At 39.9% G+C, this 15407-nt stretch carries 16 protein-coding genes and 1 other annotated feature; of the genes, 1 reads left to right on the top strand and 15 read right to left on the bottom strand.

The window, feature by feature from the left end:
* The 3 genes from DWV85_RS06105 to DWV85_RS06095 all read right to left on the bottom strand — a co-directional run bounded on the left by DWV85_RS06105 (position 1) and on the right by DWV85_RS06095 (position 3373).
* Entirely contained in the window at positions 1-1539 is a 1539-nt protein-coding gene (locus DWV85_RS06105; RefSeq protein ID WP_123138311.1) for a 2-isopropylmalate synthase, read from the bottom strand.
* Between the two features lie 154 nt (positions 1540-1693).
* Positions 1694-1895 (bottom strand) — a binding site (T-box leader).
* An 81-nt stretch (positions 1896-1976) separates the two neighbouring features.
* Complete coding sequence (locus DWV85_RS06100) at positions 1977-2384, bottom strand: hypothetical protein (RefSeq protein WP_012863699.1); 408 nt, start codon at positions 2382-2384, stop codon at positions 1977-1979.
* Positions 2385-2743: 359 nt separating this feature from the next.
* Positions 2744-3373 carry a hypothetical protein gene (locus DWV85_RS06095; protein WP_012863698.1) on the bottom strand — a complete coding sequence of 210 codons (630 nt, stop codon included), beginning with the start codon at positions 3371-3373 and terminating at the stop codon, positions 2744-2746.
* Between the two features lie 230 nt (positions 3374-3603).
* Here DWV85_RS06095 and DWV85_RS06090 point away from each other — a divergent pair, with 230 nt between their 5' ends.
* Entirely contained in the window at positions 3604-3951 is a 348-nt protein-coding gene (locus DWV85_RS06090; RefSeq protein WP_012863697.1) for a hypothetical protein, read from the top strand.
* A gap of 55 nt (positions 3952-4006) precedes the next feature.
* Here DWV85_RS06090 and DWV85_RS06085 read toward each other — a convergent pair whose 3' ends face one another.
* The 12 genes from DWV85_RS06085 to DWV85_RS06030 all read right to left on the bottom strand — a co-directional run bounded on the left by DWV85_RS06085 (position 4007) and on the right by DWV85_RS06030 (position 15405).
* Positions 4007-4477, bottom strand: a complete 471-nt coding sequence (locus DWV85_RS06085) for a hypothetical protein (RefSeq protein WP_012863696.1) — start codon at positions 4475-4477, stop codon at positions 4007-4009.
* A 148-nt stretch (positions 4478-4625) separates the two neighbouring features.
* The gene (locus tag DWV85_RS06080) at positions 4626-5333 is read right to left on the bottom strand and encodes a hypothetical protein (RefSeq protein ID WP_123138310.1); all 708 of its coding nucleotides are present in this window, start codon (positions 5331-5333) and stop codon (positions 4626-4628) included.
* A gap of 124 nt (positions 5334-5457) precedes the next feature.
* Positions 5458-6198: a dipeptide/oligopeptide/nickel ABC transporter ATP-binding protein gene (locus tag DWV85_RS06075; protein WP_060918905.1), complete on the bottom strand. Its 741-nt coding sequence runs from the start codon at positions 6196-6198 to the stop codon at positions 5458-5460.
* 1 nt (position 6199) lies between these two features.
* Positions 6200-6967 carry an ABC transporter ATP-binding protein gene (locus DWV85_RS06070; protein WP_123138309.1) on the bottom strand — a complete coding sequence of 256 codons (768 nt, stop codon included), beginning with the start codon at positions 6965-6967 and terminating at the stop codon, positions 6200-6202.
* The gene (locus DWV85_RS06065; RefSeq protein ID WP_123138308.1) at positions 6960-8483 is read right to left on the bottom strand and encodes an ABC transporter substrate-binding protein; all 1524 of its coding nucleotides are present in this window, start codon (positions 8481-8483) and stop codon (positions 6960-6962) included. Before DWV85_RS06065 ends, DWV85_RS06070 begins: the two co-directional genes overlap by 8 nt.
* A gap of 66 nt (positions 8484-8549) precedes the next feature.
* Positions 8550-9359 carry an ABC transporter permease gene (locus DWV85_RS06060; RefSeq protein WP_123138307.1) on the bottom strand — a complete coding sequence of 270 codons (810 nt, stop codon included), beginning with the start codon at positions 9357-9359 and terminating at the stop codon, positions 8550-8552.
* Positions 9352-10302, bottom strand: a complete 951-nt coding sequence (locus tag DWV85_RS06055) for an ABC transporter permease (RefSeq protein ID WP_042986596.1) — start codon at positions 10300-10302, stop codon at positions 9352-9354. The genes DWV85_RS06060 and DWV85_RS06055 overlap by 8 nt, the downstream gene beginning before the upstream one ends.
* Positions 10303-10534: 232 nt before the next feature.
* On the bottom strand, positions 10535-11128 hold the full coding sequence (locus tag DWV85_RS06050) for a hypothetical protein (protein WP_123138485.1): 594 nt from the start codon (positions 11126-11128) through the stop codon (positions 10535-10537).
* A gap of 267 nt (positions 11129-11395) precedes the next feature.
* The gene (locus DWV85_RS06045; protein ID WP_118091135.1) at positions 11396-12157 is read right to left on the bottom strand and encodes an SDR family NAD(P)-dependent oxidoreductase; all 762 of its coding nucleotides are present in this window, start codon (positions 12155-12157) and stop codon (positions 11396-11398) included.
* Between the two features lie 113 nt (positions 12158-12270).
* A complete protein-coding gene (locus tag DWV85_RS06040) occupies positions 12271-13029 on the bottom strand; it encodes an SDR family NAD(P)-dependent oxidoreductase (protein WP_123138306.1) in 759 nt (252 codons plus the stop codon).
* 385 nt (positions 13030-13414) lie between these two features.
* The gene (locus tag DWV85_RS06035; protein ID WP_024061032.1) at positions 13415-14416 is read right to left on the bottom strand and encodes an electron transfer flavoprotein subunit alpha/FixB family protein; all 1002 of its coding nucleotides are present in this window, start codon (positions 14414-14416) and stop codon (positions 13415-13417) included.
* Complete coding sequence (locus DWV85_RS06030) at positions 14416-15405, bottom strand: electron transfer flavoprotein subunit beta/FixA family protein (protein WP_123138305.1); 990 nt, start codon at positions 15403-15405, stop codon at positions 14416-14418. Before DWV85_RS06030 ends, DWV85_RS06035 begins: the two co-directional genes overlap by 1 nt.
* Between the last annotated feature and the right edge of the window lie 2 nt (positions 15406-15407).

The raw sequence follows: 15407 nt of genomic DNA, 5'->3' as shown, positions 1-15407 counted from the left end.
TTATTCTTCCTCCTGTTGTTCTAGCTCCATAGCTAGGAATACTGAGTTTACTGCATTAATATATGCATTTACACTTGATTTAACGATATCGGTGCTGATACCACGACCATGGTACAAGCGACCGTTATATTCTACCTTGAGAGTTGCTTCCCCAAGGGCATCTTTACCCGCTGTTATAGCGCGGATTTGGTAATCTTTCAAACTAATTGGCAAGCCAACCACACGTTCAACCGCTTTAAGGGATGCGTCTACTGGGCCATCACCAACGGCTGCATCGGCTTTTTCACCTTCTGGAGTCATGAGACGAACGTCAGCATAGGCATAGCCTTTTTCGCCCAATTTGTAGTATTGAGCCACGAGTTCGAATGCTTTTTTGTGATGTAAGTTATCTACTACAAGGGCTACGATATCATCATCGTATACTTGTTTTTTACGATCCGCCAATTCTTTGAATTTACCGAAGAGATCATTGATTTTCTCTTCTGTGAAAGATTGGAATCCAAGTTTTGCCAAATGATCGGCAAAGGCATGACGGCCAGAGTGTTTACCCAATACGAGGTCTGTTTTTTCAGCACCTACGGACTCAGGCGTCATGATTTCATACGTTTCAGGGTTGCTCATCATCCCATGTTGGTGAATACCAGACTCATGAGCAAAGGCATTAGAGCCTACGATTGGTTTATTTGGAGGAACTACAACACCTGTTAAACGGCTCACAAGTTTAGATACTTTCGTAAATTGTTTTGTATCAATATTCACTTGAAGGTCGTCGAAATAATCATGGCGTGTTTTAAGAGCCATAACAACCTCTTCAATTGCTACATTACCTGCACGTTCACCTAGACCATTAATTGTGCCTTCTACTTGACGTGCACCTGCTTTAATAGCAGCTAACGTATTCGCATTGGCAAGGCCTAAGTCGTCATGGCAGTGAACAGAGATGATGGCATTTTCAATACCTGGTGTATGTTCTTTAATATAACGGATTTTGTCACCAAATTCGTTAGGGTTCATGTACCCCACGGTATCTGGCACATTAATAATTGTAGCGCCACCAGCGATAGCCACGCCGAATACTTCACACAAGAAATCTAAGTCTGTACGAGCCGCATCTTCACCGGAGAACTCGATTTCATCAAATTTGCCTTTTGCAAATTCCAAGATAGATTTAACGCGATCCAATACATCTTGACGAGTCATTTTCAATTTATATTTCATGTGGATTTCGGATGTAGCGATAAACACATGCAAGCGGCTGCGCTCTGCATCTTTCAACGCATCAGCCACCTTTTGCACATCCTTTTCGTTGGCACGGGCCAAGCCACAAATAGTTGTGCCTTTAACCTCGCGAGCAATCGTTTGTACCGCTTCAAAATCTCCAGGGGATGCAGCTGGGAAGCCAGCCTCGATTACGTCGATGCCGAGGCGTACTAGGCCTTTCGCAATTTCAATTTTTTCAGGAGTTTGTAAAGATACACCTGGTGTTTGTTCCCCATCACGAAGGGTTGTATCGAAGAAATATACGCGATTCTGTTCCATAATAGCCACCTTTTCTATCCTCATAAAACATAATACTTTATTATATCTATCCATAGTGAAAGTTTGTAACATCGCCAATGTCGACACTATGTATAATCAGTGATTTACTAGACTTTCACAAATAAAAAAGCCCCTCAGAACAACCGTCGTTGCTCAAAGGGGCGTTATATTCATAACACGGTACCACCCTAATTGGGACTCGTTTCGGGTATAACGGAACCACCGTCGATGACTACTGACGTTCGCCACCGAAGCTCACGGGAGAGTGTCAGCGTACAACCTCTATTGCCTCGCACCAGCCGGCAACTCTCTGAAAGCAGGATTTGTAAACCTTTATACCCGTTCATCGCTTGATTTAAGATATAAGGGTATTGTACTGTATTCTATAGACTTATGTCAATTAAAATAAAATGAATATGATTTCATAAAGCTCATCGTTAGTAGTTAGTCCACTCTAAACTATCAAAATCATTCATAATGAGTTTCTTCTTCTTTACCACTTGGTTCGTTAGCTCAATGCGTTCACTAACAAATGAAATATCTGTATACCATTCCCTTAAATTAGCATACACTTCATTCTCTAAATCAATAATGATAGTTTCTATGGGATCCCACGTTTTACATTGTACAGATTCCACCATAACCATGCTACTACCTATGAAAGTAACATCTCTACCATAAATCCAAAATGGCAATACCTTATTTTTTATAGCAATAGAGTATATAGCATCCCCATGAGGTGGTTCCGTTTCATATTGCGTGCGTATTTGGTACTTTTCCATAATTTCATTACTACCATTTTCTATATATGGTAGCTTTGAAATCTTATAATTTTCTGCGTTCATATAAACTCCATTATTTTTAATATCAATCACAACAAAGAGGACTGTATATCGCTATTTGTGTAAAGAGTATTTTGCTATACTATAAGTGTTGCTAACCCTAATCTGGCAACAGAAAGGGGGTGTAGTTATTGCACAACAACTATCAATTTTGGCTAGCCGTCATGGTAAATGTAATCGCCTACTACATTTGCAAGTGGTTAGACGCTTTCCTAGCCCTTTTATTTAGCAACTAGCCCAACGCTCTAACATTAGCGTAATAATGTAAAAAATCCCTCGGAGTTGCCGCTCCGGGGGATTTTGTAGTTAATTGCACAACTATCAATTGCCTACCTATAATATACTACACCTTTAGTGTTTTTTCAATATTTTACACTGTTAATCATTTCCCTAGCCCGCTCAACAGAAACTGGCTCATTAAATAAGAACACATGATTTTGTCCTTCATGTTCCCAAGATGTTAAGTAAACAGAGTCATCTACCATTCTATAGGTCACGGTCATGCCATTTACAACCTCTGTTTTCTGAGGCACGTAATCCTTATAATCACCTGCAATATTACCAGATACTGCAGATACGCGATATTTAATATACTTTGGCATATCATCTACACGGTCAAAGTATTTTCCTTTTAAAAGCTCATGATAAGCATACACCACTTGTAGTACATCATGATCTACAACAGCCACATGTATAGCATGTAACCCTTCTACGCCATTTGGCAACTGCGGTTTAAAGTTCAAATGTTGCTTAGCTTCATATATGGTATCAAACACCTCTAGCGATTGACCTTTACGAGTACTTCTATAATCCTCATCAGTCATGCTGCAACTTCCAAGTCTATCTGGACAAGGAAACTCATTACGATCCCCATAAGGCTGGTCATAAATCGAATTACCATTAAGACGGAATCTCGTCAAATCATCTGCGGACACAAGATTAATAGAACCTATAAAAGCTAACGTAGCTAACACACATACAACCTTTTTCATGATACATTCCCCTGTAAACAAACTACATATGGTAAGTTAATTATATCACTAAAATTTAAATCAGTTATCATCACAAATCTATCACATTTGATAGTATCTATCGCAAATCATTCTACTATTCAAAATTATTGTTGGTGCTATAATGAACTCAACAAAAGGAACAGGTGCTCATATGATACTAAATGCACTATTCCAAAACTATAGTTAGTAATTATATGGAGGAAATAATCATGACACATACACAATTAACACAACTAGTTCAAGCATTATTAGATGCACCACAAAGCAATCCTAAAGTAAAAGAATTCGCTCAGTCTTGGATTGATGCAGAAGGTACTCCTAAGCAAGAAGAACTCACGAAACAACTCGTACCCGTAGCAGAACAAAATATTGCGCTTATCGACGAAACAATCGGCTTTGCAGGCTCTGAACTCGCTACACAAATCCTTGGCGAAGAAGGTGCAGCTAACCTATTACAACACGCTAAAGACATCAAAGCAGAAGGCGCAGAATTCTGTGACTGCCCTAGCTGCGTAGCAGCTAAAAATATAATTGATTTGAAAGCGGAAATTGAATAGTTTATATAAATAAAAATAGCTCCTAAGGGAACTATTTTTATTTATATTATTTGAGTTATATCTTGATATTACGTTCTATAATATCCCCCTTAGATAATATGGTTGCAGTAACATCGTATCTATTTTTTGTGATAATTATACTACACCCATAATCATATTCAAACCTTCCATTTTCTTCTGTCATTTCAGCTAATTTTTTGATATCCTCCTCCGCATTATCATTCCACCAAGGTTTTACTTCTATAACGACAAAATTGCTACTATTACATCCACGTCTATGCACTATAATATCTGGCCTTATCAACTCATTAGCCTTATTCTTTTTAGAATCAGCTAAATCCCGGTTATATTCACAGTCTACATCATACTCATCTATACATAATGATAAATAGTGCCCAATCTTATGTGAAATGGACAACTCACTTACATGATTATCAGTTTCATTAAATATTAAGTATTGATCTTTATAAAACAACATATCTAATGCAATCTTTAATGCATCATAAAAACGCCCTAAGGTATTCATAAAATATCTCCTTTTAGTGTTTGTAGATGAACTAAATATAATTCCTTTATATAACTAATTTGACCTACTAACTTACATATTCTACAAAATACTTTATCTCACAATATGTATTTATCATCGGTTCTAAAAAATTCTAATTCACAAGCAGCTATTCCTCTCTTATACTCCGTTTTCTTAATAGTTCACGTTCTTTTTTTATATAGATATATAAACTAATATAAAACCAATATATACAGTATCCGTAAATAAAGCTCCGACTAAATACGAATACTAATTCAATCCATTCTTTATGTGTCATATTAGGAAGTAAACAGCTAAGAGAAATAAAGTGCTTTATAGGATTGATGATTTCAAATGATGAAGTATACCAATCCGGAGAAATTAAAACACCTATATGATTAAACATCGCAAGAATATAATATACGCCTCCAATAAAAGGAATATAGACTATTGATAATTGTAATAAGTCAAAACTTTGATTACTTATAAATTGACAGTATGACTCCATATGGCTTAACAACTTATAAAAATCTTCAGATAATTTCATGAAGTATTCTTTTTTATCTAATTGCTTTATTATAACTTCTAGGATATAAGCTATAAGTAGTATCAAAAATAATATTCCTGGTATGCTACATACAAAAGGGATTAGCCAATAAAGAATAAACTCAACTTTTTTTAGCAATACTTTTACTATTTGAGGTAATATAGATTCAAAATCTAATATATTTACTCCATAATAAGCATATAAGTAATCAGCAAACAAACATAACAAAAAAAGTAAAACAAAAATCTTTGTAAATAAATCAAATCGTTTTCTAACTAAATTTATCAATGCCATAATACTCCCACTCATATATACCTCCTTTTATTCATAAAATATCATACCATAATATACTATTATAATTTTACTTATAGTTAAAATCGTATAATTTATTGATTATACGTATAAAAAAGCCCCTGTATAACAGGGGCCTTCTTTATTCTCCAGCACTGACAAGCGCTTTTGTATATGGGTGTACCGCTTCTTTAAGTCGTTTTGATTCGATAGTTTCTACGATTTGTCCATCTTTCATAACGATGATTCGGTCTGTTACGGCTTGTAAAAGTCCAATATCATGGCTGACGAATACGTAGCCAAAGGGTTGTTCCCTATGGAGTTTTTGTAATAAATCTAGTACCAACTTTTGATTCACCGCATCAAGGGCTGATGTAGGTTCGTCAAAGAGTACTAGTTTTGGATGCATCAACATAATCCTTGCCAGTACTAACCGTTGCAGCTGACCACCACTTACTTCATGAGGATATTTCTGAACAATCGTTTCAGGTAGATCTACATGTTGAATCCATTTACGGATATCTTCCTTTGCAGCGGTTATATCCATAAGCCTATAGTTGATATATGGCTCTAAGAGAAATGCTTCTAAGTTCATTCTCGGTGGAATCACCGCCAAGGGATTTTGGAACATCATCTGCATAGAGCGATATATTTCTGTATGATTTTGAATAGAATGGATGTCCTCACCAAAGAGTCGCAAGGTGCCAGATGTAGGTTTTTCTAGCATGGCAATCATCCTAAGCAATGTACTTTTACCAGAACCGCTACCACCAGCAATACCTACCCGTTCATTCTCCGCTACAGAAAAGGATACGTTATCAACGGCGTAAACCGTATGATTGTGGTTCGTATATTGTTTACATATATTCTCGAGTTGAATCATACTACACCACTTTCATTACGGAATCTAACAAGATGCGAGTATACTCATCCTTTGGCTGGGCCATGACCTCTTCAGTGGATCCCACTTCAACGAGTTGCCCCTTATTCATAACACCGATGCTATTGGCAATGCGCGCCGCCGCCTTGATATTATGAGTTACGATAATCACCGTTGCTCCAAGGGCCTGCGTTACCTCTTTCATAAGGTCCAATACAGAGGCTTGCACAAGCATATCTAAGGCACTAGTCGGTTCGTCAGCAAATACGATACCAGGCTTCAAGATGAGGCTCAAGGCTATTGCTAACCGTTGTTGCATACCACCGCTCAATTGAAACGGATAGGACTGCAAGATACGCTCTCCGTCAGTTAAGTGAACAAGATTAAGCATATCTATAACGCGGCTTACATCATAGCTTTCACCATGAGCACGGAATAAATCTTTGAAGTGATTTTCTACGGTTCGATTTGGATTTAGATAGGCACTGGGATTTTGAAAGATCATAGAAATCTTCGTGCCCCGCAATTGTCGCCAATCACCATCACTCAATGTGGAAACATCGGTGCCGTTTAGCAAAATTTGGCCGCTAATGTTAGCTTGTTTCAACATGCCAAAAGCGGCACGGACTAACGTAGATTTACCAGAGCCACTTTCACCAACGATGGCAAAGACCTCACCATTGGGTACGGAGAAGGATACATCGCGCACCGCTTGCTCCGCACCGTATGAAATTGTAACCTTGTCAAATACGATACAATCAGATTTATTCAATAGTAGAATCCTTTGTTAATAAGTAGTAATCGATTGGATGTACTGGTACATTTTTAACTTTTGTAGTGGATACAACCGTTGCACTTGGATACAACAAATAGATATCTGCTACGTCATCAACTAAGATTTGTTGCGCTTGTTTTGCAATATTAGAGCGTTCGTTTTGATCAAATGTTACTGACAATTGGTCGATTAACGCATCTACTTGAGGGTTAGAGTAGCCACCAACGTTTGCTTTCGCACCAGTTTTGTAGAATAAGCTGAGGAACCAGTAAGGATCGTTTGTAGACATAGTCACTACATTGCGTTCTACCAAATCGAAACCATCTGTACCAAGTGTATCTACTTCATCAGGGCTTTGTAATTTCTTAAGAGTTACAGCAATACCTGCTTTTTTCAATTCTTGTTGGATTTCTTCGTATAAGCTTGTGTCTTTACCCCAAATAGCAATAGTAATCGCTAATTCTTTGCCATCTTTTGCATACATGCCGTTTGCATTCTTAGCGTAACCAGCTTGAGTCAAGATTTGGTCAGCTTTTGCTACATCTGTCATCGGTTTATTAGCAATCGCATCATAGCCTAAGTTGGCAGATGGCGGGAATGGTGCCGCCCCTGGTGTGGAGCCGTTACCAATAATTTTTGCCATGGAATCATAGTTAATGATATGAGCAATAGCGGAACGCACAGCTTTATCATGTAATGGAGACGCTTCTGTGTGGTTTGTTTTCAACATAAACACACGAACGCCAGCGACGTCTTGAATATTGAAACCGTCTTTGAACAAGCTGCGGTTAGCAGAGTCCACTTTTTGAATTACGTCTACGTCTTTAGATTGCAACGCCATAGCGCGTTTATTGTTGTCTTCGATGTCTTTTACAGTTACAGAATCAAGACCTGGTTTGCCGCCCCAGTAATCTGCGAAGGCTGCAAGTTCAATTGTTTCACCTTTTTTGAAAGCAGTGATTTTATAAGGGCCTGTAAGAACTGGTTTAGATGCTACATCTTTAAGATCTGCAGTATCCATGATAACGAAAGCAGGTTCAGTCAAGCTAGATAACAAGGAACCATTAGGCTCTGTAGTTTTAATGATCAAGTTTTGACCATCTACTGTGATGGACTCGATTTTAACTGCTTTAGCGGAACGAGCACTTTGTTTCATCGTATACTCGATGGACTCTTTTACCTTTTGAGGCGTCATCGGTGTACCATTGTGGAATTTAACATTTTCACGGATGTGGAATTTCCATGTTGTAGGGTCTACATTTTCCCAAGAATCTGCCAATTGTGGGGCAAATTTCATATCCGGTGTAACAACGGCTAAGGTTTCACCTGCACCGATACGAGTCAATGTCCACGCATCCCACTCGTGAGTTGGGTCTAATGTTTCACCAAACCAATACAAACCAACATTCATATGCTTCCCTTGTTTGCTGTCTTTAGCAGTATCATTGCCACAGCCGACCAAGAGAGCCACCATGCATAGCATGGACAAACATACTAACAACCAACGTTTCATAATATCTCCTTTAAAATACATTGCCTCGTCGAGGCTTTCACCATAAAAAATCTATACACAGCATGGTTAACGAGATACATCGAGGGCATCGCGCAACGCATCACCAATATAATTAAATAAAACAACAGTAATAAAAATAGCGAGCCCCGGGTAAATTAGCAGCCACGGCGCCGTTTGTAGAAAATCTCGGGAACTCAACAGGATCGCGCCCCACTCCGGATTCGGCGGTTGTACACCGATGCCAATGAGCGAAAAACTGGCTACCAAAATGATGGCGTCCCCTAAATGTTGGATAATAACGATCACCAACGGTGGCAATACATTCGGCAGAATATAGCGCCACAGAATTCGTAGATTTGAAGCACCTGACATACGAGCAAAGGTAATATACTCCGCGTGGCGTTCAATCTGTACGAGGCCTCTAGTGATACGGGCATATTCCGCCCATTTCGTAATGCACAAGGAAATGATTACATTCGTTATGCTAGGTCCCATAATACCGATGAAAGCAATGGCAATCACCATGTTCGGGAACCCTAGTACCAAATCAATCAAGCGAGATAACCAACGGTCAATGCGAGGTGTAGAGAATCCTGCTAACCCACCAATAGCGATACCGATGGCCCCACTAATGCTAATGATGGTGAAAGCAATCCCTAAAGAGGCTTTACCACCATACAGAATACGAGACCACACATCACGACCGAGTTGGTCAGTACCTAATAGATGGGTACTACTAATGTCTTGTAAGCGGTCCGCGATACTCGTTGTTTCAGGATCAAAGGGAGCTATATAGGGAGCACATAAGAAAAATATGATCCACAGAGCTGCTAATACCAACATGGCGTATAAAGTATAGGGCTTTTGTCTATTCATAAGAGCCTCCTTTTATGGCGGCTCTTCGCTTCGGATTCAGCCAAACACTCAATACATCAATGATGATATTAATTACGATGAACACCAAGGTAATCCAGATGATATAACCTTGCATCAATACATAATCGCGAGCCATAATGCCTTGTACCATCATGTAGCCGATGCCTTTTATGGAGAACACCGTTTCAATAACAGCAGAGCCACCTAGCATAGCGCCCATAGTTACCCCCATCATAGGCAACAACATAAGTCCCACATGAGGGAATATGTAACGGGTGTAGACCATCCATTCTGGCAGGCCTAATGCTCGCGCCCCCTGTACAAAGGGCTGTCGCGACACTTCTAAAATAGCATTGCGCAATCGACGAATGTAGAGACCACATATCCATAAAGCAAGGGTTACCGCGGGCAATACATAGGCAGAAAAGCCATTGGTATTCGTTACCGACACTAGCTGTAATTTAACACCGAATAAGTACAGTAATAATAAACCGACCCAGAACCCAGGGATTGCTAATGCTAGAAATGTAACGAGACGAACCCCATGATCAATCCATGAGTCTTGATACTTTGCAGATAACATACCGAGCGGTATGGTCACCACTATCCCCATAACAAGAGCTAAAGATACGAGCCCCAATGTATTTGGTAGGGCCCCTTTCAACAACGTAGCCACAGGCACTGCATAAAGTATAGACTCGCCAAAGTCTCCTTGCACAATTTGACTAAGCCAACGCATATATTGTTGCCACCAAGGGTCATTGAGACCTAACTGCTCTCGTATCTGTGCAACTACAACTGGATCTGGTGTAGCCCCTACAAGATTAAACTTCATCGACACGGGGTCGATAGGAGATAATTTTATCAATACAAATGTACCGATGGTAACAACAAATAAAATACCTACAATACTCGCCAAACGCTGTAGTATTAATCGATACAATACATCACCTGCCTTCTTTATCACAAAATAGCTATATTTATATTCTATCAATGTAATACTTAGATAGATATACCCATATGGGTATTTAGAATCATTATCATTATGAAAGTTTTGCATACCAATAAAAACGGCCCCTCATATGAGGAGCCGTTCCATATAAAACCCTTACAGTGTCCATGCGAGTGCTTCACTACAGCTCGCATGCCTATCCCATTAGGCCTGGACTTTTATATTATTTTGTATGCTGTTTTGGAGCTACTGTATTAGCAACGATGGCTTTAGCCATGTCACGAGTTACAGGCCGTTCAAAATACATCCCATGAGTTTGTCCGTCTTTTGTCCAACCTATGAGATATACCATTTTATTACCGCCTTTGAAAACAACCTTTGTGCCGTTTACTTTTTCATTAGCTGTTACACGAAAATCGTTATAATCGCCGCTGATATCTTCTTTTATTTCATTGGCTATACGATGGACGATGCGTTTGCCTGCAGCTTGATTACGAGTAGCATCTTCACCAGCTTGGTAAACATAAACCACTTGCAATACATCCTTATCAATAGTACTTACAGATTCAATATTGTAACCTACAGGTAATACCTTAGGCATTTGAGGTGTAATGTTCATATATTTAGCCGCTTCATCTACAGTAGAAAACTCATGAAACGGGCTTGGCATGCCAACCATTGGCGCTTCATGTTCGGCTACCACAGATTTAGGTTGATTCGGTTTTACATCAACAGTACCTTGAGCACCGGCAACAGTATAAGAACATACACAAGCACAAGCACAAGCAACAGCCATCAATACAAATTTCTTCAACATAATCATAATCTCCGCTCTCTTACAAATACATCTGTACAAACACAACACATTTAGTATGAATACTATAATATATAAATATATTTTACAAAATATTCTTTATCAAAACTTATTTTATAATTATACCCTAAATGATAGAGAATTTCAAGTAATTATTTCTGATATAAAATCCTGAGTTCTATATTTGCTACTATATAAACATATATTCAAGATGGATAGTAAGATGCTAACAAGAAGTATCTATGTCTATATATAATCCATCCCTATCTACTATTTAGCAGCAGCTAGGTAATTAAATTTTGGCCCGCTGAGCTTAAACTCAAAGCTAGTTAAATCCACCTCGCCAACACATGCATCGCTATCATAAAGGGTGAGCAAAAAATCTGCGGTCTGTTCACTGCTATGATACTTTTCAAATGAAGCATCGTAATCAAATCCGCTTTTACCTGAAGCTACATCGCAGAACTCGCTTTTAGTAGCAGCAGGCGCTAAGATTTTAGCCTGCATTTTAGCATCTACATCCTGTGCAAGCTCATGATATAAGCCCTCTGTGAAGGCACTTACAAAAAATTTTGTGCCACAGTATGGTACTACTCCGGGCGCTAAAAAATATCCACCCACGGAGGAAACATTTATCAACTGTGTTTGTTTACATTTATAATCTCGCACGAATAAACTGGAAAGTATCGCAAGTGCAGTTACATTTAAATCTATCATTTTTACCATTTTTTGAATATCATGATTGCCCATGAATCCAAAATCACCAAAGCCTGCATTATTAATAAGTGCCTTTAACTCATAGCTTTTAAGGTCATCCCAAAGCGCTAAAACGTTTTCGCTACGCGAGAGATCACAAGGTTTTACAATAACGTCTGAATCAGGCGAAATGTTAGCAATCTCGCCTTTCAAATTTTCTAATAATTCTGCTCTACGTGCAATAACGATCAAATTTTCTCCACGGCGTGCAAAAGCTTTTGCCGTAGCTGCTCCTATGCCTGAACTTGCTCCCGTAACAACGATATACTTTTTCATTTTTTATGCCTTTCCTTTATAAATAAGAGTATCCGGCTTTATTGCACTTGCTTTGCCTCCTTAGTTAACATATGAGTCCTTTACTCAGCTTTCACATTAAATCATAGGATGTCTTATTTCTTATGCACCATAAACCCAGCTGCTTGTTGGTTAGCCATGATTGTGACATCAGAAATTTGCAAACGTTTAGGTTGGTTTGTTACGTATAGTACAACATCCGCCACATCCTCAGGTTGGATCGCATCGATGCCGGCATAGACAGCTTTAGCTCTTTCCGCATCACCGTGAAAGCGAACTTCACTAAACGGAGTCTCTACGATGCCCGGTTGAATGGTTGTGACCTTAATATCCGTTGCAATCGTATCCATGCGAATACCATCGCTCAACATCTTAACAGCCGCCTTTGTAGCACAGTAAACAGCGCCACCTGGATATGCGTAAATACCAGCAGTAGAGCCCATATTCACAATGTGACCTGCATTTTTATCAATCATATAAGGTAGTACGGCTTTTGTTACATATAAAAGACCTTTCACATTCGTATCGATCATAGTCACCGCATCATCGACAGTACTATCTTGGAAAGGATCTAAACCTTGTGCAAGGCCTGCGTTATTTACGAGGACATCAACGCCACCAAAAGCCTCAATTGCTGCTGGGACCTTGCTTTCAACATCCTCACGACTACGCACATCAAGAACCAAAGTCTCAACGCGCACGCCGTATTCCTTAGACAAACGACCCTGTACCTCAGCTAACACCTCAGCGCGACGTCCAGAAATCAAAACATTATCACCATACTTTGCATACGCCTCAGCAATACAAAGACCAATACCAGACGTTGCACCAGTAACAAAAACATTACGAGCCATAAAAACCTCCTTATCAATCCGAACTAAATCTATATCCTAATTATACCACTTTAATACGTAATGGACTCTAGGCTACTACGCGTACCACGCTCTCCTACGCCAAAAATGACATATTGACGCATCTGAAGGTAAAGCGTATAGAAATGAAAAAGGATTACCGTTCCGGAAGTGACTTAGCTCGCCTTTGTCCCTTCCACTTTCTCTAAAATGATATGTAGGCGTATCTGTATTTAATACGATAATATTTGAGCTCTATCGCAGCTAGGAAATAAATAGGGATACCTATTCGAAGCCGCCTTGGGCGCCACGCGTACCCATGAAGGCTGAGGATAGGTATCCCTATGTCTTATTTAGTCTGATAAGTAGAGCTCAAATACTATGTCTTTTATTTCAAATGCGCCAACATATCATTTAACACTTCCATGCAATCCCCCACAATCCCATAGTTAGCGTGTTGAAAGATTTCTGCATTTGGATCGTTGTTGATAGCCACGATTGTGTCAGCCCCAGAGATACCGCTCACGTGTTGAATAGCCCCAGAGATACCGAATGCCAAGTATAGTTTAGGGCTTACAGTTTTACCTGTTTGGCCTACTTGGTATGGCAATTCAATCCAACCTTTTTCAACGAGAGGACGTGTAGCACCTACAACGCCGCCGATAGCATCAGCAAGTTCGTAAAGCTTATCAAAGTTTTCTTTGGAACCCATGCCACGACCGCCCGCTACGATGATATCCGCTTCTTGAATGTTGTATCCAGCTTTGCTGAACGGAATGAAGTCAAGACGCTTCATGCGAATATCTTCAGGTTTAAGGTCGAATGGTTCAATTTGAATGCGTCCCCAACTATCTGCAATGCGTTCAGGCTTTTTAAATACATTAGGACGGACAGAACCCATTTGTGGGCGATGATTTGGGGAAATAATTTCAGCTAAAATATTTCCCCCCAAGGCAGGGCGTGTCCATTCTACAAGGCCTTCTTCAGTATCTACTGTCAAAATGGTACAGTCAGCTACGACACCATTTTTCATGCGACCAGACATACGAGGTGCTAGGTCACGACCATTATTTGTTGCACCAATCAAAAGAATATTAGGCTTATGGTCTTCAAAGAAGTCCGTCAAAACCTTTGTATAGCCGTCTGTTGTATAGTATTTCAAAAGAGGGCTTTCAAAAACGTGAACAATATCCGCACCATGTGCCACAAGTTCCTCCGCTTCGGATTGAACATTCTCACCAAGTAGCATAACTTGAACGAGTTGGCCCAATTCCTTAGCAATACGGCGAGCTTGACCGATAAGTTCGTACGTAACCGGATGCACTACGTCGTCGATGGTGTCAGCTACGACAAAGACGTCTCTATATTCATCAAAATTTGTCACTCCCATTATCGATCACCTCCTTTGGAACCTTCTTCACCTTTAACAGCTGCTAAAATCTTAAACTCACTGGAGGATACACTTTCAACAGAGGCAGCCCGCTGCACAGGATCTTTTACATCTACGCCCTCATCATTGGTATCTACAGGCTCTTCAACCAGTTCTTCGCTAGGCACTAATAGATGAGAAAACTTTTCTGGCTTGATATTATAAGCCAATTCAAGAATTTTCTTAGCCCCTTCGTCCACGGATGAAAGCATTTCTACCTTGCCTCGAAGCGGTGGTTGGTATACCTTGCGCACACGTGTAGGAGAGCCATTGAGACCAATACGGCTTTCATCAATATGCGGCATATCTCTCAATGTAATATGTGTAATCGTATACCGTTTAGCGTAAATCGAGCTCCAAAGACCGGGTTGACGAGGCTCATTGAGTTCAGCCGTAGCCGTTACCAATAGAGGCAAAGGAACTTCCACAATTTCATAACCATTTTCATGTTCTCGTTTCACAATTGCTTTTTGGGCTGCTTGATCTACGGATAATTCACAAGCATAGGTAGCTTGCGCCATGCCCAATTCCTCAGCAATTTGAGGTCCTACCTGAGCCGTATCACCATCGATAGCCTGCTTGCCGCAGAAAATGATTTGGAACTCACGATTCATGGTACGTTGAATATGACGAATGGCAGAGGCAATTGTATAGCTTGTCGCCAATGTATCAGCACCGCCAAAAGCACGATCTGTAATGAGCACCGCATCATCTGCACCGAGGGATAAACACTCGCGCAGTGCCGCCTCGGCTTGTGGAGGCCCCATAGTGACAACGGTTACACGGCTATCTTCATATTGGTCTTTTACCGCAAGAGCTGCCTCTAACGCATGCATATCATAAGGGTTTACAATACTAGGCAGACCTGTGCGGATGAGATTATTCGTTTCCGGATCCAGCTTAATCTCAGATGTATCTGGAACCTGTTTGATACATACTAATAACTCCATAC

It is taken from the genome of Veillonella sp. AF13-2, assembly GCF_003603295.1.
Taxonomy (GTDB): Bacteria; Bacillota; Negativicutes; order Veillonellales; family Veillonellaceae; genus Veillonella; species Veillonella parvula_E.
This window is presented reverse-complemented; position numbering and strand designations above follow the sequence as displayed.